At 37.7% G+C, this 25,613-nt stretch carries 26 protein-coding genes; 3 read left to right on the top strand and 23 right to left on the bottom strand.

What is annotated here, in order from left to right; translation table 11 throughout:
- Positions 1 to 280 precede the first annotated feature (280 nt).
- Positions 281 to 604, bottom strand: a complete 324-nt coding sequence (locus tag CCK98_RS05050; RefSeq protein WP_179195718.1) for a cytosine permease — start codon at positions 602 to 604, stop codon at positions 281 to 283.
- 48 nt (positions 605 to 652) lie between these two features.
- On the opposite strand from CCK98_RS05050, the gene CCK98_RS05045 reads away from it, so the two are divergent.
- A complete protein-coding gene (locus CCK98_RS05045) occupies positions 653 to 1,192 on the top strand; it encodes a nucleoside transporter C-terminal domain-containing protein (protein ID WP_088085572.1) in 540 nt (179 codons plus the stop codon).
- Positions 1,193 to 1,203: 11 nt separating this feature from the next.
- Here the strand turns inward: CCK98_RS05045 and CCK98_RS05040 are convergent, their stop codons facing one another.
- A complete protein-coding gene (locus tag CCK98_RS05040; protein WP_088085571.1) occupies positions 1,204 to 1,965 on the bottom strand; it encodes an SDR family oxidoreductase in 762 nt (253 codons plus the stop codon).
- A 139-nt stretch (positions 1,966 to 2,104) separates the two neighbouring features.
- Here CCK98_RS05040 and CCK98_RS05035 point away from each other — a divergent pair, with 139 nt between their 5' ends.
- On the top strand, positions 2,105 to 2,491 hold the full coding sequence (locus CCK98_RS05035) for a MerR family transcriptional regulator (protein WP_088085570.1): 387 nt from the start codon (positions 2,105 to 2,107) through the stop codon (positions 2,489 to 2,491).
- Between the two features lie 82 nt (positions 2,492 to 2,573).
- Here CCK98_RS05035 and CCK98_RS05030 read toward each other — a convergent pair whose 3' ends face one another.
- The 20 genes from CCK98_RS05030 to CCK98_RS04935 form a co-directional block, all read right to left on the bottom strand.
- The gene (locus CCK98_RS05030) at positions 2,574 to 4,400 is read right to left on the bottom strand and encodes a peptidoglycan-binding protein (protein ID WP_218780147.1); all 1,827 of its coding nucleotides are present in this window, start codon (positions 4,398 to 4,400) and stop codon (positions 2,574 to 2,576) included.
- A 215-nt stretch (positions 4,401 to 4,615) separates the two neighbouring features.
- Positions 4,616 to 6,094, bottom strand: a complete 1,479-nt coding sequence (locus tag CCK98_RS05025; protein ID WP_088085569.1) for a sodium:solute symporter — start codon at positions 6,092 to 6,094, stop codon at positions 4,616 to 4,618.
- Entirely contained in the window at positions 6,094 to 6,291 is a 198-nt protein-coding gene (locus CCK98_RS05020) for a DUF3311 domain-containing protein (protein WP_088085568.1), read from the bottom strand. Before CCK98_RS05020 ends, CCK98_RS05025 begins: the two co-directional genes overlap by 1 nt.
- A gap of 18 nt (positions 6,292 to 6,309) precedes the next feature.
- Positions 6,310 to 7,488 carry a M20 family metallopeptidase gene (locus tag CCK98_RS05015; RefSeq protein ID WP_088085567.1) on the bottom strand — a complete coding sequence of 393 codons (1,179 nt, stop codon included), beginning with the start codon at positions 7,486 to 7,488 and terminating at the stop codon, positions 6,310 to 6,312.
- A 237-nt stretch (positions 7,489 to 7,725) separates the two neighbouring features.
- Entirely contained in the window at positions 7,726 to 9,024 is a 1,299-nt protein-coding gene (locus CCK98_RS05010; RefSeq protein ID WP_088085566.1) for a hypothetical protein, read from the bottom strand.
- 403 nt (positions 9,025 to 9,427) lie between these two features.
- The gene (locus CCK98_RS05005) at positions 9,428 to 9,931 is read right to left on the bottom strand and encodes a hypothetical protein (RefSeq protein ID WP_088085565.1); all 504 of its coding nucleotides are present in this window, start codon (positions 9,929 to 9,931) and stop codon (positions 9,428 to 9,430) included.
- Positions 9,932 to 9,998: 67 nt separating this feature from the next.
- The gene (locus CCK98_RS05000; RefSeq protein ID WP_088085564.1) at positions 9,999 to 10,901 is read right to left on the bottom strand and encodes a VanW family protein; all 903 of its coding nucleotides are present in this window, start codon (positions 10,899 to 10,901) and stop codon (positions 9,999 to 10,001) included.
- Positions 10,902 to 11,123: 222 nt separating this feature from the next.
- Positions 11,124 to 11,978: a MurR/RpiR family transcriptional regulator gene (locus CCK98_RS04995; RefSeq protein WP_088085563.1), complete on the bottom strand. Its 855-nt coding sequence runs from the start codon at positions 11,976 to 11,978 to the stop codon at positions 11,124 to 11,126.
- Positions 11,979 to 11,990: 12 nt separating this feature from the next.
- Entirely contained in the window at positions 11,991 to 12,878 is an 888-nt protein-coding gene (locus CCK98_RS04990; protein ID WP_088085562.1) for an ROK family protein, read from the bottom strand.
- A 71-nt stretch (positions 12,879 to 12,949) separates the two neighbouring features.
- Positions 12,950 to 13,639 carry an N-acetylmannosamine-6-phosphate 2-epimerase gene (locus tag CCK98_RS04985; RefSeq protein WP_088085561.1) on the bottom strand — a complete coding sequence of 230 codons (690 nt, stop codon included), beginning with the start codon at positions 13,637 to 13,639 and terminating at the stop codon, positions 12,950 to 12,952.
- Between the two features lie 14 nt (positions 13,640 to 13,653).
- Complete coding sequence (locus CCK98_RS04980; RefSeq protein ID WP_088085560.1) at positions 13,654 to 14,496, bottom strand: carbohydrate ABC transporter permease; 843 nt, start codon at positions 14,494 to 14,496, stop codon at positions 13,654 to 13,656.
- A 12-nt stretch (positions 14,497 to 14,508) separates the two neighbouring features.
- Positions 14,509 to 15,384 (bottom strand): carbohydrate ABC transporter permease, encoded by an 876-nt coding sequence (locus tag CCK98_RS04975; RefSeq protein WP_088085559.1) that lies wholly within the window; start codon positions 15,382 to 15,384, stop codon positions 14,509 to 14,511.
- A gap of 76 nt (positions 15,385 to 15,460) precedes the next feature.
- The gene (locus tag CCK98_RS04970; protein ID WP_088085558.1) at positions 15,461 to 16,855 is read right to left on the bottom strand and encodes an ABC transporter substrate-binding protein; all 1,395 of its coding nucleotides are present in this window, start codon (positions 16,853 to 16,855) and stop codon (positions 15,461 to 15,463) included.
- Between the two features lie 14 nt (positions 16,856 to 16,869).
- A complete protein-coding gene (locus CCK98_RS04965) occupies positions 16,870 to 17,508 on the bottom strand; it encodes a GDSL-type esterase/lipase family protein (protein ID WP_088090302.1) in 639 nt (212 codons plus the stop codon).
- A 4-nt stretch (positions 17,509 to 17,512) separates the two neighbouring features.
- Positions 17,513 to 18,424, bottom strand: a complete 912-nt coding sequence (locus CCK98_RS04960) for a dihydrodipicolinate synthase family protein (RefSeq protein WP_088085557.1) — start codon at positions 18,422 to 18,424, stop codon at positions 17,513 to 17,515.
- Between the two features lie 137 nt (positions 18,425 to 18,561).
- Entirely contained in the window at positions 18,562 to 20,226 is a 1,665-nt protein-coding gene (locus CCK98_RS04955; RefSeq protein ID WP_088085556.1) for an FAD-binding protein, read from the bottom strand.
- Positions 20,227 to 20,241: 15 nt separating this feature from the next.
- The gene (locus tag CCK98_RS04950; RefSeq protein ID WP_088085555.1) at positions 20,242 to 20,697 is read right to left on the bottom strand and encodes a YhcH/YjgK/YiaL family protein; all 456 of its coding nucleotides are present in this window, start codon (positions 20,695 to 20,697) and stop codon (positions 20,242 to 20,244) included.
- A gap of 155 nt (positions 20,698 to 20,852) precedes the next feature.
- Complete coding sequence (gene nagB / locus CCK98_RS04945; protein ID WP_088085554.1) at positions 20,853 to 21,614, bottom strand: glucosamine-6-phosphate deaminase; 762 nt, start codon at positions 21,612 to 21,614, stop codon at positions 20,853 to 20,855.
- A 5-nt stretch (positions 21,615 to 21,619) separates the two neighbouring features.
- Positions 21,620 to 22,780, bottom strand: a complete 1,161-nt coding sequence (gene nagA, locus CCK98_RS04940) for an N-acetylglucosamine-6-phosphate deacetylase (protein ID WP_088085553.1) — start codon at positions 22,778 to 22,780, stop codon at positions 21,620 to 21,622.
- Between the two features lie 35 nt (positions 22,781 to 22,815).
- Entirely contained in the window at positions 22,816 to 23,655 is an 840-nt protein-coding gene (locus CCK98_RS04935; RefSeq protein WP_088085552.1) for a MurR/RpiR family transcriptional regulator, read from the bottom strand.
- 400 nt (positions 23,656 to 24,055) lie between these two features.
- Here CCK98_RS04935 and CCK98_RS04930 point away from each other — a divergent pair, with 400 nt between their 5' ends.
- Positions 24,056 to 24,967: a DMT family transporter gene (locus CCK98_RS04930; RefSeq protein ID WP_088085551.1), complete on the top strand. Its 912-nt coding sequence runs from the start codon at positions 24,056 to 24,058 to the stop codon at positions 24,965 to 24,967.
- Positions 24,968 to 25,242: 275 nt separating this feature from the next.
- Here the strand turns inward: CCK98_RS04930 and CCK98_RS04925 are convergent, their stop codons facing one another.
- Positions 25,243 to 25,458, bottom strand: coding sequence for a hypothetical protein (locus tag CCK98_RS04925; protein ID WP_142292132.1), 216 nt, complete (start codon positions 25,456 to 25,458; stop codon positions 25,243 to 25,245).
- Positions 25,459 to 25,613: the final 155 nt, after the last annotated feature.

Raw genomic sequence — 25,613 nt, 5'->3', positions numbered from 1 at the left:
TTTACATTTTATCAGTATTATATGCTTTAGTATTCACCTTTAAGGTCGAAAAAGATAACTGCCTGTCTCTAAAAAATAAGAAACAGGCAGCAGTCGTTTAATAATATTTATGTTTACTGAATCCCTAAGGTCAGCCTCCTGGAAAATCAGTATAGATACGTAACTGTTGAAAACTTACGTAGTTTTCTGCCGACTATCATCCATCTGGTGATTTACAGAGAGTTTGATTTTTTTCTCATTGGATAATAGTAAAGGACGAAAGGAGCAACTAAACCCATAATCAAGCAATATCTGTCCCATCCAACGCTTTAGAAACAGGACCCACATACATGGTTGTATTCACAAATGGAATTTCAAGAATAAACGAAACCAGGTAAGTCATAATGGCAACCCAATTAAATTTTCCATACTGCCCATTTACATCAAAAACATCCCAAACATTGTATTCCCCTCGACGGAGAAGATAATAGTCAATTAAGTTAATAGCAGTCCATGGAACCATAAAATAGGAAAGTAATAAAATAAAACTCTCAAAATTACTTAATTTGTTGGCAGGTACTTTCAACGCTACTCCGTTGAATACGGTCTTATATTCACGTTTCACCTTATAAGAACCAGCTGTGAAGAGGATGAAGAAATTGATGTAAAAGAAATGATACAAGAGAAATCTCTTTTTGAAGCTTTTGGTAATAGGGCTTTAGATGGCGGGAAGGTTGCTCTAATTGTTGGAGCTATGCTGATTACCTATATTGGGTTGCTATCAATGATTAACTACATCTTTGATGGAATTTTCGGGATGAACTACCAAGAAATATTAGGGTATGTGCTCGCACCGATCGCTTTCATAATGGGTATTCCAACAGATGAAATTGTTAGAGCAGGATCAGTAATGGGTTCCAAAGTACCCGCTAATGAGTTTGTCGCTATGCTTGACTTTAAAAAAATGAACCCTCATTTGTCAGTAAAGACTGTAGCAATCGTATCTTGTTTCTTAGTATCGTTTGCTAACTTCTCATCCATCAGTATCATCCTTGGTACTGTCCAAGCTATTAATGGTGAGAAGGCAAGTATGTTAGCTAAAGTCGGTTTAAAAATATTGTTAGTAGCTACTTTAGGCTCTGTTTTGACTGGAACGATTGTTGGCTTGTTCGTCAAGATCAGGAGCGCCTTTAGGGCGCTCTTTGGTTTTTGAAAACATTTTGATTATTTACTTGTTCTTACCGCAAAGTTAAATATAGGATCTACTAACTCAAATTCATAGGTTATTCCATCAACTTTTCCTACTACTTTATTACTATCATATAGATCAAGAAGAAATCCTGCCATTTGCTTTGAGGTGTGAAACTTTGGTACAGCACCTTCATATTGAAATTCATCTATATCTAAAGATCGTTTTGCGAACTCTGTTTCAGTTGCAGCAGGAGCCAAAACTTTCACCTGCATCTTCTCACCTTTTAACTTAAGTTCGTGTGCAAGACCTTCTGTAAATGCACTTACGTAAAATTTAGTAGCACAGTAGGTAATAGAATTTGCAATAATTGTATAACCGCCGCCTGATGAAACATTAATAAGCTGAGTCCCTTCGACATTTGCATAATCACGAACATAAAGAGATGTGAGTATGGTTAATGACTCTATATTCAAGTGTAGCATAGCCTCAATCTTGTTTAGATTTTGTTCAGCAACTGAAGCAAAGTTGCCAAATCCTGCATTGTTAATCCACGTTTCAATTTTGAAATCACGAAGACTTTCGTATAGCTTATACGCATTCTCAGTGACTGATAAATCAGTTGCTCGAATAACAACATCTAGGTTTGGATTGATATCCATGATCTCTGACTTTAATTTTTCCAAATTATCTTTCCTGCGTGCTACAACGATTAAGTTTTTTCCCCGAGATGCAAAAGCTAATGCAGCTTCATAACCAATACCTGAGCTTGCACCAGTTATCACAGTATATTTCATATAAATTCCTCCTGAAAATTTTTTTAGAAATTTGTAATCTTTGCTTGATTTGTTCATTATATTCGTTAGAGTTTACTCTAAGGCAAGCACTTTTTTATCTCTTAAGGCTTATTCTTCAAATTAATGAAAGGAGATTTTTATGTACCAAATTAGCGAGATTGCAAAGTTGTTGGGGATCACTCCTCATACGTTACGATATTATGAAAAAGAAAAGATTATTTTTCCTAATCGAAATGAGAACGGAGAAAGAGTGTATGATGAGACGGATCTACTATGGATGAAATTTGTTATGAAATTAAAGCAGACACAAATGCCGATTGCACAAATAAGAGAATATACTGAATTAGTAAGACAAGGAGAAACTACCACTCAAGCAAGGCTTAAACTACTTGAAGAACATAGAAGTTCCATTAAAAATCAGATAAATAACTTATTATCCACAGAAAAGATGCTTGAAAATAAAATTATTGGTTATAAAGATTACATTAAAACTCACAAACCAATCCCGACCAACAGTCCTTATTGATTTATTAAGAGTGCCCTCTTAGTTTTTTGTATATTCAATAAAGAAGGTGTCCCAAGTATTTAGGGGCACCTAGGGGTAGAAATTAGATTGAAATCTTATTGTACTCTGCTACAATACGTTTCCAAGTTGCTGGACCAATAATCCCATCAGCGAACAAACCAAATTGTTTTTGAAAGGCGATCACAGCACTTTTGGTTCTTCTACCAAAAATACCATCAGCTGCAAGCTTTGGAATTGCTGGATAAACCTTTGAAACAACATTTAGATATTGTTGCATGATCAAAACACTCTCACCCCTAGAGCCTACACGGAGAAGCATTCCAGGATAAGGTGGACCCGTTTCAGGTGGTGGTTCGACTGGTGGCGGCGGTTCAGTTGGTGGAACAGTCCCGGGAAGGGGCTTAGGAATTACCACATTATTTTCAATCCCCTTATAAACCTTATAAAGCATATCCCAATTGGCACGACCAACAACTCCATCAGCTGGCAAATTAAATGTTTTTTGAAACTCGATAACTGCTTTTTTTGTTGTAGCTCGAAACATTGCATCTCGTATGACAGAAGGTACAGTAGGGTAAAACCATGAAATCGTATTTAGAATAAATTGCAGTTGAGCGACAGGCGCACCTTTTGAGCCTTCTATTAAAACGACAGTTGGCGGAACCTCGCCTATATCGATCCATTCGCCTTCACTTTCAAGTTCTCCAAGTTTCTTAACCGCTACATACAAATAAGATATTTTATACCATGTTTCTTTACCGATTACCCCATCGGGCGTTAGTCCAAAAATACTTTGAAATGTTTTTACTGCTTCAGTCGTATCGCTTCCGAACATTCCATTCGGATTTGCGATTTGTGGAATAAGTGGATAGTTGACTCGTATTCTGTTCAAATACCTTTGCATGATCTCAACACTAGGACTCTGACTTCCCTCCCTTAAAGCTACACCGGGATAGGACTCAACTACGCTAATCGTATTGTTCGTTTCTACTATCTCAATGTCATCAGGGTAGTAATGGTCAAGTATTTGAAAAGGATTCATCCCTTGTTCTGCAAGGTCAACTGTACCCCACTGTGATAGTCCCCCTGGGCATGTTGATGTTGTTCCATTGCAGAACATGGTAAAGAACGGTTCTTTATGCCCCTGTCTTCGAACGTACTGGTTAAATATTTTGTCAACAATCACACTTATGTTTTCAAATATTTCTCCACCATCTACAAAAGCTTGGTCAACACTTGTGGAATTTGATATATCAAAATCGTAACCTCTCGACCTATACCATTCTGTGTACACTCTGTTTAAGGCAAAAGTGATTTGAGCATAGATGTTGGCTTCAAGAGAAGCCTGTGGCCAAGTTGGATAGATCTCGCTTGATGCTACGTTTTTGATATAATCAATAAATTTGACGCGAACATTTCTTGCCCATGAGTCAGGGTGAGCAAGATGTACTGTAATGTATTCAGGAATAGCTACATCATGAAGTACTTGAGGTTGTACTTTAGGCCCTTGTTGTTTCCGACCTACTTGAGTTAGAAGTCCGTGTGACGGAATATTTACTTCCCTTTCCAAATTGCTTTGTTCAAACGTTCTCAGGACAGGCGCCATACTCACAGGTAATGTGGATGTTACAGTGTCAAATACCTGCACGCCACGAATTATATTCGAGATAAATCTATCGTGACGAATCTCCACATCATATGTTGAATAATATGGACCTGGATTGTTAGTTCTTAACGTACTAGCTTTATCTGGAGTGTTCAATGGTACCGCTACAGTATTTCCGCTCTCATCGGCTTTCAGTTGGTTAAGAATTTTTCCACTGGAGTCTCTAATAATAATATTTGCACCACTTACCGGTAAAGCGCCACCACCGGTACGCATTTCTATTTTTAAATATCCTACCCCCATTATTAGCCTCCCAGATATTAGTTTTTATTTAATTTTCGCCCTCATTATTCATTATATTTTACGAATCAGATTATATTATTTGATATTCTTTAAAACTTGCTTATTGTGAAATTTGCCAAATAAAAAACCTGAGTTCATATGAATATCGAACTCAGGCTACTGCTTTATATTACTTTTTTACTGTCTACTTGACAGGGTTCACTATATTATCAATGTTACTCAACCACTGCTTTGGTTTTTGGTTGTGTTAAAGTGATATTTTTTGTCATCAAACTCACAACTACCACGACTAGTGTATTAACAAATAGTGCAATGATTCCTACATTCAGATCTTTAATAACTTGAGGAATGAAAGGAAATAGCTGTCCAATCGTAATATTTCCTAAAGACATGGTAGAAACTAACAATCCTCCGGAAATGATTCCGGCAAAAGCGCCATATTTTGTAACAAAATTCCTCTTCAGCAAACTAAAGAAAAACGCAGGAGCAAGTTGTGTAATGAAGTTATATGCGATTAAAGCGATTCCAAAAAGTGTATTTCCACCTTTAAATGTAAAATAAAGTCCTACAAGAGAAAGAACCGGAACTAAGTATTTTACTAATTTTGCAATCTGACCTTCTGTTGTCGAAGGGACGAATACTTGAAAGATATTTTTAACTAGTAAAGTTGATATAACCATTAATAGCATAGCACTTGGTACTAATGCGGCTAATACACCTGTTCCTCCAATTAATCCGACAAACCAAGGATCAAATGTCTCTTTTGAAAGACGAAGCAAAATAAGGTCACTGTCACTCCCTTTTAATCCTGGAATCTGTAAGATAGCTGCAAATCCGACAAAAAAGGCAAACAATAAAATTAATTGATACAATGGCATAAGAATCGCATTTTTACGTAAGGCTTTCTCATTTTTGGCTGCAAAGACATTAGGAAACGTATGCGGCCACATATAAAATCCAATACCACTTAAAATTACGGTAGATATATACCATGTTGTGTTCATGCCTTGATTAGGTAGTATAGAAAAGTTTGATTTTGCATGTTCAATAGCCTCATACATTGGCTGAATCCCGCCATAAAAGTGAATCGGAAAATAGATACCTAAAAATACGACAATCCCAAGAATAAGAATATCTTTCAAAACAGAAGTCCAAGCAGCACCGTGAATACCTGACAACATAACAAAAACAGTTACACCAATAGCTCCGATCCAAATTGCTAGTTTGGAAGAGATGACCCCATAGGAAGTTGCCTCGACGATATACCCCAATCCTTTAAATTGTAATACCAAATAACAGGTACAAGCTACAATACCTACAACAGCAACAAGTACTCCAAGATAAGGACTTTGATATTTTTTTACAAAGAAATCTGATTGGGAAATTAATTTATGTTCCTTTGCATATTTCCAAATAGCAGGAAATGACCAGTAAGAGATGACAGTAGCTAGACAACCGTATGAAACAATACTAAAAATGGCACCTCCATCACTATATGCCGAGCCACTTGCACCTAAAAAAGTAAATGTAGTATACATTTCACCTGCAGCTAAGAGAAAGACAAATAGCGTTCCCATTCCACGTCCTCCAACGGACCACTGCTCTAAGTTCATCTCTTTCCCTTTTTGGGAATATAAACCAATAGCGATAGAAACAACGAAAAAAAACAAGATAAAAAACAAGGAAATATTCATTAAAAATCCTCCTTTTGATTCGCAGGATCAAGTTTATAAATAATCCCCAAGATTCCCGTTGTAAGAAAAGACCAGAGAACAACCCAAAAGTGAAAAAACGGCATTCCAAGAACATAAGGAGTCACTCTATTTGAAAATAACGCTCCTATTACAAAACCAAGAACCGGAATAATTCCAAGCCAATAGACCTTTTTCATACTCTTCCCCCTCGTAGTCTAATTCACTATTTTAAATGTTCCATGAACGAATAACTTTACACCGTCTTGTAATGCCTGCTCATCAAAATCAAATTTTGGGTGATGGTGAGGATACATAATCCCTCTTTCTTCATTACGAGCTCCTATGAAAATATAAGATCCCGGTACTACTTTTTGATAGGCAGAGAAGTCTTCACTTCCCATAATCGGCTTCATAATCTCTCGCCTTTCTTCACCAAATACTTCACAAACCGCTTCGTCAATCAATCGTGTTATTTCTTCATCATTAATGGTCGGAGCATAACCGAACTGATAATTGAATTCATAAGTGGCTCCGTGCGCTTCTGTAATTCCTTTTACTATGCGTTCGATAAAAGTTGGAATCTTTCCCCTCAGCTCCGGATTGAAGCTTCGAACGGATCCTCCAATGCTTACGCTACTTGGAATAACATTAATCGCACTTCCCGCTTGGAACTTTGTCACTGAAATTACAAGAGTTTCCTGAGCATCTCGATACCTTGAAACAATGTGCTGGAGATTTGTGACAACCTGTGTTCCAATTGCAATGGGATCAATAGTTAGTTCAGGCTGTGAAGCGTGCCCCCCCTTACCAACCACGGTAATGTTAAAAGTATCAGCTCCTGCCATCATCGGACCGTAGCTCAAACCTATTTTCCCTAAAGGGAGAGTCGACATTAGATGGGTGCCAATAATCATATCTACTCCATCCAGCACACCAGCTTTCACCATCTCTTGTGCGCCACCGGGCGGCAGTTCCTCAGCATGTTGAAATAAAAAGCGCACTTCCCCTTTAATATGATCCTTTAACTGTGTAAGAATCTTTGCTGCACCAAGCAGCATCGCCGTATGCCCGTCATGTCCGCAAGCATGCATCGCACCTGGATTTTGTGACACAAAGTCCAAATCATTCTCTTCTTCAATTGGAAGCGCATCCATATCTGCCCGCAGTGCTATAACCTTCCCGGGTTGTTGACCAATCAAACGAGCCATAACACTTGTTTTTGTCGGACGCGAAATTTCCAAATCACCAAACGTTTGCAGCGTTTCATAGACAAATTGTGCTGTTTTTTCTTCTTGAAAAGACAGCTCAGGATACATATGTAAATATCTTCGCCATCCAATCACTTCGTCTTTAACATCCTCGATTAAATCTTGAATGAATATCGTTTGAGACACACATTTCAACTCCTTTTTTTATTCTACTTACGAAACATTATCTACTTTAGGGTAATTTAAGGAAAAAATTCCTTAAATGAAGTATAGTGTTTTTATACTTAAATTTCAATAATTTTTAGAAATTTCTAAATAGAAATTAAACAATACACTAAAAATAAAGCTGAAAAATATTCCTTTAAATCTTTTAACATGCTAAATCAAGGGACAAAATAAATAAGCACCCAAAATCATGGGTGCTTATAATAATCGATAAATTTTACTTGGCCTTCCCCGTGTAGCTTGAGCCTCTTCGCCAACGCATTGAGCCAAATCTACTATGCACATATCCGTGACAATACGCCGTACATTGCGCTCTGTCATCTCAAGCTGTGTCGCTAAGTCCTTAGTTGTAAATTCGCGCCATCCCAATCTATGAACAAGAGCTGAGATCTTCTTATACGCTTTTACACTGATATTCCCTTTGTTTAACTTTTCGATAAGGAATTTATCGTGGGTACGACGGGCATATTGCAGCTCCTTTTTTGTGCCTGGTGATTCGACAATCTTGCCATCATCTTGGACAATCACAATTTCGCGATTTTTCATCTCCTTAGAATGTTGAATAGCACGAAAAGCATTGATTTCCGCCGAATACGCGGTCTCGCCAAAGCCAATTCCAACAGCAACGGTAGTATCTGCTTCAAAAGCTAATTTTTGAACGGTATCTTCGAGCGTGATAATTTCTCGTTCAATGGCGCCGCGGGAACTAAAAATCATGTATCTTCCGTTTCCTTTTTCTGAAAAAGAACCATTTATTTTTTCACCCAGTTGAATCAACATTTCTTTTAGCCTGAGCTCCAAATACTGTAAATGATAAGGAGTTTTCATTTCCTCTGCCACTCTGCTAAAAAATTCAACTTCTATGATTTCAACTCCGATTTGTGTGTCTTTAAAGTAGGAAGCCTTTACTTTTTCAGAAAGAATCCGAAGCGTTTGTCGTATTTCCATCTTACTCATCGACATCCGGTAGGCTGGAATTCCATTTTCCCTTAAAGCATGACACACGGATGGAAAACAAGTTATTGCGCCTTCTGTCTTTCCCTTATTCCATAAATCTAAATGAAACTGCAACAATTCATTTGTATCAACATCTAACTCAAACACTTTCGTATAAATCTTTGGAATTTTTATATTTAACTGTGACAAAGCCTCTTCACTAATATTGTTTAAGGACATCGTATCAATACTTAGCTGCTCAATAATTTTTCCTTTTTCATAGATCATCTCTAAAAAAGATTTATAAAAACCTGATTCCGTCGCAGGAACATGGACCATAATTTTATCTGTACCCAGCGTTTTTTTCGCAATTTCATAGGGAAGTGGACCAGAAAAAAGCCATGCATGAACGTGAGAGTTATGTTCTTTTACAATACTCTCTACCTCTTCGGTTTTTACATAGGGGAGAGAGATGAATTCCAACTCATATTTATATTCTTCTGCCGAGTCTAAAATCTGTTCCAGAGAAGTTTTTAGACCGACTAATCCGATTTTATACATTATGTATTTGACTTCCTTTATCAATAAAATCTCGGTAAACGTGAGCAGATGGTAGAAGGTTTTCCTTAAACCATGATATTATTTCCTCCAACCTTTAACAAATCCTTGTCAAGTTGACATCAACAAAAAACGACTTATACTACTTTACTAAGTATAGATGGACATGGAGGTTAACTGTCAAGTGTCTATATGTTTTCAATGTCCCGAAACTGTACTCTAAGTCCACTTGAACTAGCGATTCAAAAGATGAGGGAGTTTCTAGATGGGAAAGTGGGAGCAAATGAGGACATCGTATGTCTATTTAGTAGTTGAACGAAAAGTAGACTTCTCAAAATGAGAAGTCTTCACTTTTTTTGTAAAAATCTGTATATAGACTTACATGTACTTCATTCTCTAATTCCATTCAAAATACAGGGTGTAGTGAATCTTTTCCACAGCCTTCAAAAAGAATCGCACTATTCCGTTTAAATATAGCCCGCCTTCTTAAAAAAGGGCCAATCGCCGCCATTGAGGATACGAAATTCCCACCACCAAGACCACAAAGAGCAGCGAGGGTTGCCATCGTCATGTAGGGCGTATTAGGATTTTGCAAGGCAATCCCCAAGCCGATTACTGGAACAAGAAGAATAAGGGTCGATAAGATCGTCCATGTCTTCCCTCCAGTATAAGTAACTCCTATCGAATAAAGAATTCGAACGACCGCTCCTGTTAAGGCTGGAATTGCAGTGAGAGTAACCACTTGGTCTGTCGTATAATTAAATCCTACATCAATTAACTTTAGTGAAAGAATCGACCAAATTTGCCATACACAGAAGGCAATTAATAAATTGGGGATGGAAATCCACAATTTGCGACTGGCCACTCTTTTCCCTTTAGTCTCCCAAAATTTTGGATCCTCGGATTCCAATAGTTCAAATCCTTCATTTCAATTCCTCATTTCTGTCACTGCAATATGAAGATCGACCCACATAACCTTACTTGGGTGGGTGTTTTTGATCATAAGGAAGGTGTGGCACTTTTTTAGGAGTATAGTTAATGACATCTGAAGAATATATCTCGATGGTTAACTTGTTTCCTACCGTTTTTGATTGTATTAGAATTGGTTGATTGTATTTATTTTTAAAAACAAAATCTGGTCCATTCCAACTAACGGTGGCATCCCGCCCAGGTGGAATGTATGTTACCTTTCTGCTGTGTGAGGAACGCTGAGTAACTTCTAATCCGGCATTATCTACTGCATTAAATAGGGTAGATGATACCTGACAGATTCCACCGCCAATATCTTTTGCTAATTCTCCTCTTAGGATCACTGGTGCAGGCAAGTATCCTTTTCCTGCTGTTCTTTTTCCAACAACTTTATTAAAGGAAAATATTTCACCTGGGAAAAGAACAAAATTATTAATAGCCTCGGTTGCAAGATAAATATTATTGGTTCGTCCTTTGTTAGATATATTGAAGGATGTTACATATCTTCCAATTTTTTCATTTTGGATATTTCCAAGTAATTCACTGTCAACTTTAGGATAAATTTCAAGTAAGGGGACCTCTATTTTAGATGAACCATTGTTAAAATAATAAGAATAAACTTTTTCTGTGAACCTCTGACGATATAAGCGATAACCAACATGTTCGGGTATAATTTTTCCGGACTCATCTTTCATTGCATTTTTAGGCATTTTAGAAACATGTTTGTCAATTTGATCCATACATTTTGTTAACTTTTCTGTGTTAATAATAGGAACTCCAGGTAAGTTCATCGATAAATCAGTACAATTAACAACCGATAAAGGGTGCCCGTTGTTAGTGATTAATAAACTGTCTGGCATATTCACTTGTTGAGATAAAAATAATAGCCCAAATAACCATGTAAAATTCATTTCCAGGATGCCTCCTTTCATTTAATATGAATTGAAATCATCCATTTCATACAATTATATTTGTACTTTGAAAAGGATCTTTTCTGGAATGATATTTGGATGAAAAAAAATCCAGCACAAAGGCTGGGACTTGCACCCTATAGATTGCACCCATGCTGGGCGCACTAAAAAAACATATGGCTGCTGCCATATGTTTTTAGTATATACACTTTAAGGTTTACCCTATAGCATTTTCTCAATAACAGCTTTGGCTGTGTATTCTTTATTGATAGCAGATTCCTTGTACGTCCTTTTAAAATATTCAGCATACAAAAGGTCTAGCAAGTATAACTGGGAGATCTTTGCAGATAAACTACCACCTTGAAGAGGGCCTTCATTAGCCCCGCAGAGTAATGTGATATCGGAATAATAAGTTAGTGGTGATTTAGCAAACCGTGTAATTGCAATAACCTTTGCCCCACTTTCTTTGGCAACCTTCGCCACTTCAATTGTATCCTTAGTTGATCCTGAATAGGAAATAATTACAGCTACATCTTTAGTAGACATCAATGAGGCTGACATGATCTGCAGATGTGAATCTAACGAGCATTCCGTTTTATTGCTAATCCTCATGAATTTATTCTTTGCTTCCATTGCGGTCATTAACGATGCGCCTACTCCAAAAAAATGAATCCTTTCGCTTTTAATCATACTGTCGATTGCATTCGAAATGTGAGTCTCGTTTATTAAATTAAAGGTTTCAGTAAGAGCACTTACGTTTGTTGATAAAATCTTGGAGGATAATTCTTTAATCGTATCCTGCAGCGTGATTTCACCTGACATCTGTGGTGTATCATCCTCTTGGGAAAGACTGTGTGCTAATGCAATTTTAAACTCCTGATAACCTTTTAAGTTCATTGTTTTACAAAATCTAAACACACTTGACTCCCCAACATTACACTCATCAGCAAGGTCTGTAATCGACATATAGATCACATCCTTTATATTATCCAGGATATAATCTGCTACTTTTTTTTCTGATTTTGTAAGTGCATTGTAATTTGAACGAATTAGTGAAAATATATCTACTTTTGACATAAATTACTCCTTTTAGCTCCCGCTTTTTAAATGAAGCGAAACTGCTCCTAGAATTCCAGCTCTATTTCCAAGAGAAGCCTTTAAGACCTTTACATCCGCAAAGCTTTCCATGATAAACTCTTTCACTTGAGCATAAACCATTTCTACAAGTATTTCCTGTTCCATCACGCCTCCGCCAACAATAATGGCTTGGGGGTTAAAGATATGAATTAAGGAGGTCAGACCTAATGCTACTTCAAATACCCAATCATCAAGTACACTTTTGATCCTGGCATCCCCTTGATCGATTTTTTCAAAAATAACCTTCCCATTTACACAACTTGCATCAACCACTTTTGCCATTCTTACCAATGCGGTCGTAGATGCATACTGTTCATAACAGCCTTCCCCGCCGCAGTTACAGTGAGTTCCTAAAGGATGGGTAACAATATGTCCAAATTCTGCAGCTACCCCATTAAAACCCTTATAAATTTTAGAATCCAGAATAATTGCACCACCTATGCCCGTTCCATAGGTCAAACATAGAAAATCCTTGAAATCACGACCAACACCAAAATATTGTTCACCTAATGCGGCCGCATTGACATCATTTTCAATTTTAACAGGGACCTTAAATTTCTCCTCTAAGAGATCCTTTAATCTAGTTCCCGTATAGTTTGGAATATTTTCATTGGCATAAATAATGGTACCTTTATCACTATCAACCTGCCCCGCAGTGCTTATACCTATAGCTTCATAACCATCGTATTCTGATATTATATGAAGTAGCTTTTCAACTAAATGTTTTCCGCCTTTTTTACTTTCAGTATCATATTCTCTAAAACCTTCAATATTTCCTCTTTCATCAGAGATACACATCTTAATAGCTGTACCTCCAATATCGGCAGCTAATATTTTCACGTCACTCACCCTTTATAAAGTCCTTAGAAGGTAAAATCCCGCGAGAAATCTCGAGGGATTTAGTTGCTATTCTAGCTAATTACTTTAACAAATTTTTTTGTTATTTCCATCGGTCTGGTAATGGCGGTCCCCACAACTGCACAATGGACTCCTCGATTGAAAACAGCAATTAGATCTTCAGGTGACCAAATTCCACCCTCAGCAATAATAGGAATATTTATATCTTTTACCAGCCGTTCGATTAGATCGACATCAGGTAGTATCTTGCCACGTGTGTACTCAGTATATCCGCTCAATGTTGTACCAATACAATCAAAACCTAATCGATATGCTTCTTGTGCCTCTTCGTAGGTCGAGCAATCTGCCATAAAGATTTGATCTTTATACTTCTCTTTTATATTCGGAAATACTTCACTGATGGACTTTCCATCAGGTCGAGTTCTGTTAGTCGCATCTAAAGCAATAATATCAACACCTTCTTGGTAGAGCGGATCAATTTCTTCTATGGTTGGAGTGATAAATACATCCGAACCTTCATATTCACGTTTAATAATACCAATAATCGGTAATGTAACAGTTTTTTTAATTTCGCGAATATCTTCAACGCTATTTGCTCTAATCCCACTTGCCCCCCCAAGCATGGCTGCATATGCCATTCTTCCCATTATACAAGGGCTATGAAGCGGTTCTTCCGGAAGGGCTTGACAGGAAACTATTAATTTCCCTTTAATTTGTTTAAATAGACTTTCCTTGTTTATCATAATAACATCTCCATTTATTCTTTCACTGCTCCACCAGCTAATCCCTTAGTAAAGTACTTTTGGAAACAGATAAAAATAAGTAACATAGGAACCGCTGCAACAGTAGCTCCTGCCATCTTATACGCAAAATTTGGATTTAGATCCTGCATTAAGGTTGCGATCCCAACCATTAATGTTTTTGAATTTTCGTCCTGACCGACGATTAACTGCCAGAGGTAATCATTCCAGACTTGAACAAAGTTAAGGATAAATAATGCCCCGATACCTGGTTTAACGATCGGCAGGATAATTTTATAGAAGGTATAAAATTCCCCCGCACCATCAATCTTGGCTGCTTCCCTTAACGAGTCCGGGATGGTATCAAAGAATCCCTTAAGCAAAAATACTCCAAAGGCCGTCGCCACGTTTGGCCAAATCATTCCGTTAAGCGTGTTAACCATGCCTAATTCCTGAATAATTCTGAATAATGGAACGATCATTACCTCTTTTGGAATCATTAAACTTGAAATAAAAATAATATAAATGAAATTTTTCCCTTTGAATTGCAGCTTTGAAAATGCATAGGCTGCAAGGGAGCTCACGATAATAACAGCAACCGTGGAACCTAGTGAAACAACAATACTATTAAACGTCCATTTTAACGCAGGCTGGTTTTGGAAAACTTCGGCATAGTTACTAAAAGTTAGCGACTTAGGAATCCAGTCCGGAGGCATTTTTAATACATCCGAGCTGTTCTTTAATGAACTAGTGAAAAGCCAGTAAAGAGGAAATAGATTTAACACTGCAAAGAAGATGATAATCACATTCGCTACAACGTCGACAGTTTCTCTTTTTTTCTTGTATTGTTTTTTTAACATCCTCTATCACCTCTAATCCTTCTTAAACATCGCTCTTAATTGTGGAACCGATAAAAGCAATGTAATTAAGAACATTATGACACCTACTGCAGATGCAACACCAAGCTGATTATATTTAAAGGCGTTATTGTATAAGAAATACATGAGGGTTGTAGATCCATTGTTTGGTCCTCCGCCCGTTAATAGCTGAATGACAACGAAAATCTTTAATACGGCAATAATGTTCATGATGATAAGGTAATAGGTGGTAGGCTTTACCATTGGAATCAAAATTTTAAAGATAATGGTCATTCTACTTGCACCATCCACCTCTGCTGCTTCAAACAGATCCTTCGGAACACCAATCATCGAAGCAATATAAAGAATAATCGCCTGACCAACATTCGTTGCAAAGGTAACGAAAATAATTACTGGTAAAACGGTGTTTGGATTACCTAAAAAATTCACATTTGAAAAATCTAATTGTTTTGCTACGTATGGAATCAAACCGTTTGCCGGATTTAACAAGAAACTCCAGACCATACTCATAACAACCATCGAAACCATAACCGGAATATAATAACTTCCTCTAATAAAGGAAACATATTTTGCATTTTTATCAAAAACAGCTGAGGCTACAAATAAGGCAAAAATGATGGTTAATGCAACGATAAATACAACAAAAATGACGGTATTAAGAGTGGATTTTAAGAACACAGGATCTTGAAATAGCGTTTTATAGTTATCGAACCCAACAAAGATCTGGTTGGTATAATTAATTCTAAATAAGCTTAATCTTATTCCTTCTATAATGGGATATACGAGAAAGACTAAAAAGAGAATAAGCTGAGGAGCAATAAATAGATATCCTGTCATATTCGCTTTTAAAGAATGCTGGTTTATTTTCATAAGTATCCATTACCTTTCTAAAACTTAAGCCCCAAACATAAGGGGCTTAAGTTTTTAAAGTCTTTAACGTACATGGTTATTGTTTAATGACAGAGTTTGCTCTTGAATCTTTAATCACTTTATTACCATTTGTTTGATAATCTTTCATAGCTTGTGCAGGTGTTTTTTGACCAGTATAGATAGCTTGAAGCTCTGGGTACAGAACTTGTCTTAACTGGCTGTAGCCTGGAACACTTCCTGTAAAGTTAAACAAATATTGCGCGTTTTTATCATAAGCAGCAAATAATGGGTTTTGTGACTTGAGTTCGTTCGCCACAGAAGTTCTTACCGGAACACCATTTTTTGAAGCTTTTACGAGCTCAGGGTCAGTTGAGAAGAATTTAACAAAATCCTTACTTACTTTGATTCTTGTTTTGTCTTTTGTGTTAAATACAGCAGCACCAGATACATATGTGAATGTTAATGGATCGCCGCTTTCTGATGGAATATTCGCAAGCCTGATATCGAATTTAGGCGCTTTGCCTGCATCCATGTCAGCTTTTGCATTGTTAATTAAAACAGAGTTGGTGAAGCTGATGGCAAGCTTTTGGTTTTGGAACATGGCGTTTACATCGTTAGAAGAAACGGATTCTGCACCTGGATTTGTTAAACCAGCATCATAGGTTTTCTTTAACCATTTTGCTGCTTCAACCCCATTTTTATCATCAATCACGAGATTTCCTTTCTTATCAAAGAACTTATTGCCAAACATTCTTAAATAAGCAAGATTCCAAGTATCCCCTTGATTATTAAGAGCGAATAAGCCCATTGGATAAGCATTTGGATATTTGTCCTTTGGTAAGTCCTTCTTAAGCGCATTTAGAATCGTTTCATAATCTTTTAACGTCCAAGTCTTGATTTCATTCTCGCCGCCAATATATTGATCAAGCCCTGCTGCTTTAAACATATCAGCATTGTAAGCTAACGTTCCAGGCAAATGGGAGAATGGATAGAAGTATATATCCTTGCCAAATGTCACACTATCCAAGTACTTTTGATCAATGTCTTTTTTCGCAGCGTCATCCACAATGTCGTTTAATGGAACTAATGCTCCGCGATGTGCATAATCACCCATGGCAAAGGTATTTTCAAAGAAGATATCCGGAGGAGTGCCGCCGTTTAGCTTAACATTCAGCAGCTCATCACGTTGATCACTGGCAATGACTTCAACCTTGACCTTAACATCATAGTCTTTATACTGTTTCGAGAACTTATCAGCAGCTGCTTTAAAGAAGCTGTCATAATCTGCTCCTTTTTCAGAAGGATCCATAACACCCTTCCATTGCGGTGTTAACATCAGCGATAATTCTACTGTCTTTTTGCCATTTGTCCCCTCAACCGGTTTGCTTGTTTCTTTATTTGCACAACCGGCTAAGGCTGATAGTACAAGTACACCTGACAAAGCAGTGGCCAGGAAGCGTTTTTTTAACATTTGTTTTTCCCCCTTTATAGCATGTTTTTTATTTTATTAAAGACAAGCTTTGCTAAAAGCTGGTGTCCTTCTTCATTAAGATGCATAAAATCAATGTTGTTCATTGCGACTAAACCCTTTGTATCAAGGAACTCAGTTCCTTGAATCTGCAATAGTTCCTTCAAATACATCGGCAGATCCTCTGATTTACGATTACAATTCTTCCCCATTGACTTTCCTACTTCTGAATCGTAGTACTCTTCCCCAATTGAAGGAGGAGCAATTACCAGTACTTTAGGAAAATTGCCATTTTTGCCGGCGGGTGTGTTTTTTGCTTTGAATGAAAGTCTTGCAATTCCTTGGGCGATATTATAAGCGGTCAGATTAAACCTTTCCTTCGTATCATTCGTACCAAGCATGATGATGACAAGCTCAAGTGGTGAATGACTCATTAAACAAGGGTGGATATAGGTGAAAGCATTTAATCCTTCAAATAAAGGATCATCTACTACTGCTGTCCTGCCCGAAAGTCCTTCCTCCACTACTTGAAACTCTTCACCTAATAGTACGGCTAGTCGGCTTGTCCACCTAACTCCCTCTGGGAATCTTTCCATTGTACTTGCATCATAACCCCAGGTATTTGAATCTCCAAAGCAGACAACTCTTCTCTTCATTTCATTACCTGCCATATTTAAGGATTGTGTTGTCAATTAACTCTTTAATTCCTGCAATTTTGCTTAAATCTTCACCGTGTACCGGCTCTAATGGTCCGCGGACACTTCCCACATTTACTCCTCTTAATTTAAGAATCTCTTTAATCGTCGAGTACATTGAGCCATTCAGTGAACATAAGGCAATGATGATGTCGTTAATATCTCGTTGAATGCTTCTTGCTTGTTCAAAGTTTCCTGTAGCTACAAACTCTTCTGCTTTTAAAAGCAGTTCTGGCATCGCTGCATACGTACCGCCGATTCCGCTGTCAGCACCGATGACTCTGCCCGCAACATACTGCTCATCAGGACCATTAAATACGATAAAGTTTTCTCCCGCCGCAGCCTTAAAGCGTTCGATATCCATAGCTGGCATCGATGAATTTTTAACGCCAATGACCTTTTTATTTTCAATCAGCTTCTTAAAGAGATTCATTGAAAGATTGTATCCAGTGGTTTGCGGAATGTTGTAAATAATAAATGGCAGCTCTGCTGAATCCATGATTTCCGTCCAATATTTATAAATAGCACTTTCAGGAAGGCTAAAGTAGATCGGCGGAATCGCGGATAAGGCATCATAACCCAGCTCTTCAGCATATTTGGCTAAAATTACGCTATCCCTTGTGGATGGAGCGCCAACATGAGCGATTAATGTAAGCTTTCCTTTTACCGCTTCGGCCACATATTTTAATGTTGCTTTTCGTTCCTCAAGATTTTGGTAAATACATTCACCTGAACTGCCGCCTACATAAAGACCTTTCACGCCTTTTTCATATAGATAGTTACATAAATCCCTTGTTCGGTTTTCTGATACTTCTCCTGCCTCATCATAACAAGCATAAAAAGCAGGAATAATCCCTTTAAATTTTTCTAATGTCATTTGTCTTCCCCACCTGAAATCTATTTAGTGTTAGCGTTTACATGATTAATATATCACATACTATGAATTCTGTAAATAATTTTCTTCATAATTTATATTTTTGAAAAAAATATCCAACATTTCTAATCAAAAAAATATCATGACTGAAATTTAAGCTTCACCTCATGATCCTTTAAAGAAATCAACAATCTACGATTATAATTTTCATTTTCATAGGGGTAATCTTCTCGATAATGGGCGCCCCTGCTTTCTCGTCTTTCCAGCATGGCCTTCAAGAGCAGGTCTGAAAGGATGAGAAAATTCCTCGCTTTAAACGCACTTTTACGTTCTGTTTTATGATTGACAAAAAGACTTAAATCAAAGGACGACTTCAATTCTTCTATTTTATGGATGCTTGATTGGAGATTTTTTTCATCTCTAATGACATTTCCGTTAAACCACATGATTTCGCGAATCTTATCCATCACATCATTTGGCGTGAAGATGCCAGGTTTTGCCGAAAAGGATTGAATTTTTTGGTTAAATTGTCTGACCGCTTCCTGGGTATTGAATGGGGAATTTTCTTGACGATTTATATAATCAAGACAATTCTCGGCTGCTCTTTTTCCAAATACCATACAAGACCCCGTCGAATTTCCGCCAAGTCGGTTGGCTCCTTCAATTCCTCCGGCCAGCTCACCGATCGCATAAAGTCCTTCAACCTGTGTCCTGCCAAAGCTGTCTACCTTCACACCACCGTTACTCGCATGGGCGAATGGAGCGATTTTAACTCGGTCGGTCACAAGATTGACGCCACGCTCTTGCAGCCAATCTAAATAAATTGTATAAAAATCACGTTGATCCTCATAAATTGCCTGATCATAAATAAGCTCAAATCCAGCTTCACTTTTTGTTCTGATAATTTCTGTCATCATGGCAATATCAAAATATTTAGATGGTAAAGAGTTCGTAAACGGCCCATGTGTGCTGCGTTTATCGAGACATTCCTCCTTCGACAGTCCTTCTGGGAGCACTGCGTCTAAGATGCTTTTTCCATTCTCATCCACAAAATCCTCACAATAATTCAGGGTGTGTTCACCCCATAAGGTTTTGTACTTTGGAGTTGTAAAACCCGGAATAAATTGAATGAATTCCATATTTACAAGACTTGCACCTGCTTCAAGTGCGAGAATATGCCCAGACCCATCGACGTCATTCGGATTCAAGTTATGCTTATAAATATTACCGAATCCTCCTGTAGCGAGAACCACAGCTTTACACTGTATCAACATCAAATTATTATGCTTGTCCAACAGGAAAGCACCAGTAATCTTCCCGTCCTTTTTTATTAACGAGATAACGGAAGATCTTTCCATAAGAGAAATATTTGAGTAGTTCTTGAATATTCCCTTAACATTTTCACGAATTTTATCCCAGTCTCTTAACATATAGATCGTTCTGTCATGTTCCGCAAAACATGCCTTTCGGCTTTCAGGAAGTTTATATGGCTCAATCCCGATTTCCGCAAACTCCTCAACGCGGTCGCGAATCTCTTTCACATAGATTTGCGCCATTTCCTTATCATGCATATGATGACTAACAGATTCGATATCCTGTAAAAAAACTTCTCTATCCGAATCATCTTTCGTTACCTGTGTTCCCAAAGAGGCTTTCAAAGGATAGAAGCTTGAGCCTGAACATAACTGCGTTTTTGTCGACATTATCACGGTTTTACCTGCTTTGGCCAGCTCGATACTGACCTTTAATCCTGCGATACCACTGCCCACAACAAGTACATCTGTAGTTATATTTTCTTTCATCATCAAGGGTATCACTCCCTATAGTTTTACTTTAAAGACAACTTTTCTAACCTTTTCAGGACTATCTACCATAATTCCAGTCATATGAACATCTTGAGGATTGCAAATTAGAAATTCCCCCTGCTCAAGTTTTACCTTTGACTGCAGGCTGCCTTCTAATAGAAAATAATCATCCTCCTCATTATAATCCTCTTTTATCTTCATTCGTTCAAATAGCTCATGACCGATGTATTCCTTCCCTTCTAATATATAATGAATATCGATATATTTTTTGTGCGATTCCCAGAAACGTTCATTTGCATTTTTGGTATTATATTCAATTAAATTGAAGAAAAGATTGTCTCCATCCACTCTATGCATACCTGTCTGCATAATTTCGAAATCTGTGTTTAGAATATAGGCAATTGCTTGACCAACCTTTTCATTTACCCCTTTGTAAACATTGTAATTACTGATGTGATCCATAATCATCATTCATTCACCCCTTTTAACGAATTCGTTTTCAAATTAAACATAGCAGACAAAAATAGTTTCGAAAATAATTTCCTCCTTATTGAATATAATAGAAGAAAATTTCCTCCGAAACGAGGAAGGAGGAGTTTAATTCTTGTTGGGACCTCAGGCCATGCTCACTTTGTAAGACAAATTCTATTTTCATACCGATACTCCTTATTACTCAGTGCGGCTTCATCTGCCACAATGACAACATTAGGATGCCTCTGTAAAATTGATGCTGGAAAATCCTCTAAGACGTCCCCGTCCAACAGCCTAGCCAATGGCACGGCTTTCTTTTCTCCAGAAACAAGCAACAAGATTAATTTGCTTTCCATAATCGTTTCAATCCCCATCGTAATTGCTTTGGTTGGAACCTCATTTAGGCTTGAAAAGAATCGGGCATTGGCCCGACGAGTTGATTCCTCTAAATTAACTAAATGTGTTCGGCTGGAAAAAGTTGTTCCTGGCTCATTAAACCCGATATGTCCGTTTAATCCGAGGCCTAACACTTGGATATCAATTTGGCCAGCTGCACGGATTCGCTTTTCATATTCTTCGCATGCCTTCTGCAAATCGGCAGCACTCCCGTAAGGTACATGAGCGTTTTCAGGTAAAAGATCAATATGCCTAAATAGTTTGTCCTTCATATAGAAGTGATAGCTATTTGGATTCTTGGAGTCAATCCCCACATATTCATCGAGATTAAAAGTTGTCGCATGTTTAAAGGATGCTTCTCTCTTACGATATGTTTCAATTAAATGTTTATAAAGCCCTTCTGGCGTTGATCCGGTCGCCATACCTAGCACTATATGTTCATGTTGTTTCATTCTTTCTACAATAAATGAACAAGCCTTTTTGCTCATCTCTTCATAATCTTTTACTTTAATAATTTGCAAATCTATCACCCTTTGTATGCAATTACACCACGGCAAATGGTGTATTCGATATTCATTTCATTGTTCACCAATAAAACATCCGCATCTTTTCCGATGGAAATGCTTCCTTTTCGATTAAAAATCCCTATTTGTTTTGCTGGATTCATGGAAGCCATTTCAATAATATCAGGAATCGCTACCCCCTGGAGATTCAGCATCCGCTTGGCACCTTCATTCATTTTAAGAATACTCCCAGCTAATGTTCCATCCGCTAAAATCGCACGATCCTCGGAAACTGTCACAGGCTGTCCACCAAGTTCATAATTACCTGGAGATAGACCCTTCGCACGCATCGAATCGGTAATCATTATCAATCGTTTACTTCCCATATGATGGAAAATCAACTGCATCATCTCTTGGGAAACGTGAATTCCGTCTGAGATCAGTTCGCCTCTTAATGCGGGTAATTGAAATGCAGCACCCACGACGCCAATATCCCGATGATGAATACCTGACATTGCATTGCACAAATGTGTAACTTGACGAACCCCATGGCAAACAGCATTTTTCATTCCAGCAAAATTCGCATCTGTATGTCCAGCTGATACATTAACTCCGAATGCCGCTAATTCTTTTATAAAGTCCCCATCTGGATCATGCTCGGGTGCCATCGTAATTGTTTTAATCTGATTGCCTGACAAAGACTGCCATTTTTTAAATAAATCGAGATCAGGCTCGATAATATATTGCTGTGGCTGGGCACCTGCCCGCTGCTTTTCTACAAATGGTCCTTCAAGGTGAACACCGATCATTTCCGCCTGTCCCGGTTTATTTTGATATGCTGCAAGATTATCTAAAGCTTTCTCTATGTTTCCTTGCGCTTGCGTGATTGTCGTAGCTAAGAAACTGGTGGTCCCTTCCCTCGGTAAAAAAGATGCCATCGTCTCTATCGCTTCCTCTGTTGCGTCCATGACATCCGCTCCATTTGCACCATGGATGTGACCATCGATAAAGCCAGGTACAGCAAGTAAGTTTGTCCCATCTATTACCGTTATATATTCAGGCAACTCCTCAGGTTCATATGTAAAAATACCGGCGATACTCCCCTCATTTATCAACAAGTATCCTTTTTCAATAATTTCTTCCTCGGTATAAATAGCAGCATTTTTTATTAAAATTGAATTCAATTGGATTCATCCTTTCATTCCAAATGAGGATAGGATTAATAGAGCTTGCTTGCAATATTTTCGGTGATTTCCATTTTTACTTTTTTCGCTTCCGGATAGTTTTTCATCGTAAGTCCAGTACAAATTAAATCAATTAGAAAAAGCTGGGTAATTTTCGATACCAAAGACCCACTATCTAATGGGTTTTCTTTAGCAGCAGAAAGTAAAATAAAGTCAGCATATTTTGTTAAAGGTGATTTTACATAGTTTGTCAATGCTATAACAGTTGCCATCTTTTCCTTTGCGATTTTAACAGCATCAACAATGTCTTTAGTGCTCCCAGTCAGACTAATAGCAACAACAACCGATTTTTCGTTTAGTGAGGAGGCTCGCATCACTTGGAAGTGGGGGTCGGTAATAACACTGACATTTTTGCCAATCCGTATTAACCGGTTTTGCATATCAAAACCCGCAATCCCGGATGAACCAATCCCAAAAATAACTACATCTTGGGATCGGTCGATGGCATCGATACATCCTTCGAGCGCTTGGGCATCTAAAATATCATACGTATCATCAATCGCCTGAAACATATTGGAACGAATCCTTTCCATATAAGTTTCCTCATGCTGCTGATGTGATTCAGCGGCCACTTCTTGGGCAAACAAAAATTTAAAATCTTGGAAGCCTTTATATCCTAATTTCCGGAAAAAACGCAGCACGGTAGCTTCTGCCACCCCGCTTGCTTCCGAAAATTCCGTTAATGATTGATATAGGACCATTTTAGAGTTTGCTAGAATATACTCGTAAATTTTGTTCTCCGACTTCGTAAAATTATGTTTGTTTTGTTCCATTAAGATTGAAGGTTTTGGTCCATTGATTGGCCGCGTTTCCATGTTTGCCCCCGCTACTCTTGTTTAGTTTTTTTATAGGCTATTATTTGAATTTAAATTTTCATGTCAATCAAAATATAGCATTATGAAAGTTCATTGTCAAATTAGTGATTAAAAATGACAGTATACTGTCACACGGAAAACCGTGTAGAAATTAAACAAAAAAGGCGCCTAACCATTGTGAATTAATTTACAAGGGTCAGACACCTATCCTCCAATTGAAGCTCTATTTTGAGGCAAAAATGATTGACATTCTTTTTCAATTGTTTTAAAGTAACAAAGTCAAATTAAATAACAAAATTCATTTGTTTGTGGACTTTTCTAGAGATATCTCTATTTTCGCCACACAGCTTTCATATGAGAGCTGTGTGGCTTTTTTTATGGAATGAAAGGAGTAGGAAAAATGAAAACTTGGCAATATGCACTAATTGTTTTTTTAGGAGGCTGCTGTTACGGAGTATTATCGACCTTTGTAAAGCTTGCTTACTCGGCTGGTTTCACCGTGACACAGGTAACAGGAAGTCAATACTTACTTGGGACCTTGCTAATCTGGGGGGTCGCTCTTTTTTCGAAAAAGAAAAAACTTACTCTACCTAAAATAGGTAAATTACTTTTATCAGGAATTCCAGTTGGTTTAACAGGTGTATTTTATTATCAGTCATTGCAAACCCTGGATGCTTCACTTGCGATCATCTTTTTATTTCAATTTGTATGGATTGGCACTTTTATTGAGTGGATGGTTTATAAAAAAACACCAAGCAACGGGAAAATGGTTTCGATTGGTATTTTAATCATTGGCTCCATTCTAGCTGCTGGTATTATTGCAGAAGGCGGCGTTGAAATATCATGGCAAGGGACAGTTTGGGGTCTGCTTTCCGCATTAACGTATACCGCTCTCATCTTTCTTAGCGGCTCCGTGGAAAAAGATACACCACCTGTGCAGAAAAGTGCTCTACTTTCCACTGGCGGATTGATCACTGTTTTTTTATTTTTTACGCCAACGGATTTATTCCATTTACCAGTTTTAATGGGAGTAGCACCGTATGGATTGTTCCTTGGGCTATTTGGCGTAGCCTTGCCACCGCTCTTATTTTCTATTGGAATGAAGCATATCGGCCCAGGACTTGGAACGATATTAACAGCCTCAGAACTTCCGGTTGCGGTTATCTTGTCATCGCTCGTCTTAGCTGAAAACGTAAGCTTGTCACAATGGCTAGGAGTTATCCTTATTTTAGGCGGAATTGTGGCGGGCAATGTTAAAATGCCCACAACAAAAGTGGAATCTGTCTCTTTAGAAAGTGAATCTTTGTCATAGAATTGTCGGGTGGGATTCTCCGCCCGAAGAATTCAAAATAAAACTGGCGAACAGTGCCAAGCACTGTTCGCCATAATTATTGCCTACTATTCTTTCAATGGGCGAATTTTTGAGATATATGGGTGAATTCCGGGTTTTTATGGGCGGATTTTGAACCTTAATGGGCGAATATGGTGTTTCAATGAGCGAATCCTTGATCTTTATTTTATTTCATATTTTCCAATATGTTTCGTATTTTATCAGTATAGACCTTAGCTAAGCCTTTCTTACTGTATTCATTGTTTCGGGATACCCATGTTTACTAATTGAATATCTAGTTTTTCAATGACAAAACGCTCATCTTCATCATTTTTTACTCCACCCACTTGAGTCAAATCAATCTTTGTACCATCATTTAGTTCAATTATGTAAAAGAAATCACCCTTTGAGTGTTTAAACAGAGAAGGACGCCTCTTACCGTACACTCCTGTATTAATCTTAACAATCTCCACAAGGCTATATTCCCTGCCTTGTGGAGCTAGAAATGAATAATCGATAATCTTGTCGTGGGTTATTACAGTAACAGCTGAAATAACCGTATATATCAAAACAACTTTGAAGGTTATAGTCGAGAGCCCCACCCTTTGGATTTGTCATAAAAGGCTTG

The sequence above is a fragment of the Bacillus sp. OV166 genome, from assembly GCF_900177675.1.
In the GTDB taxonomy this organism is placed as follows: Bacteria; Bacillota; Bacilli; order Bacillales; family Cytobacillaceae; genus Neobacillus.
Note: the sequence above shows the minus strand (reverse complement) of the source record. Positions and strands in the feature narration are given on the sequence as shown.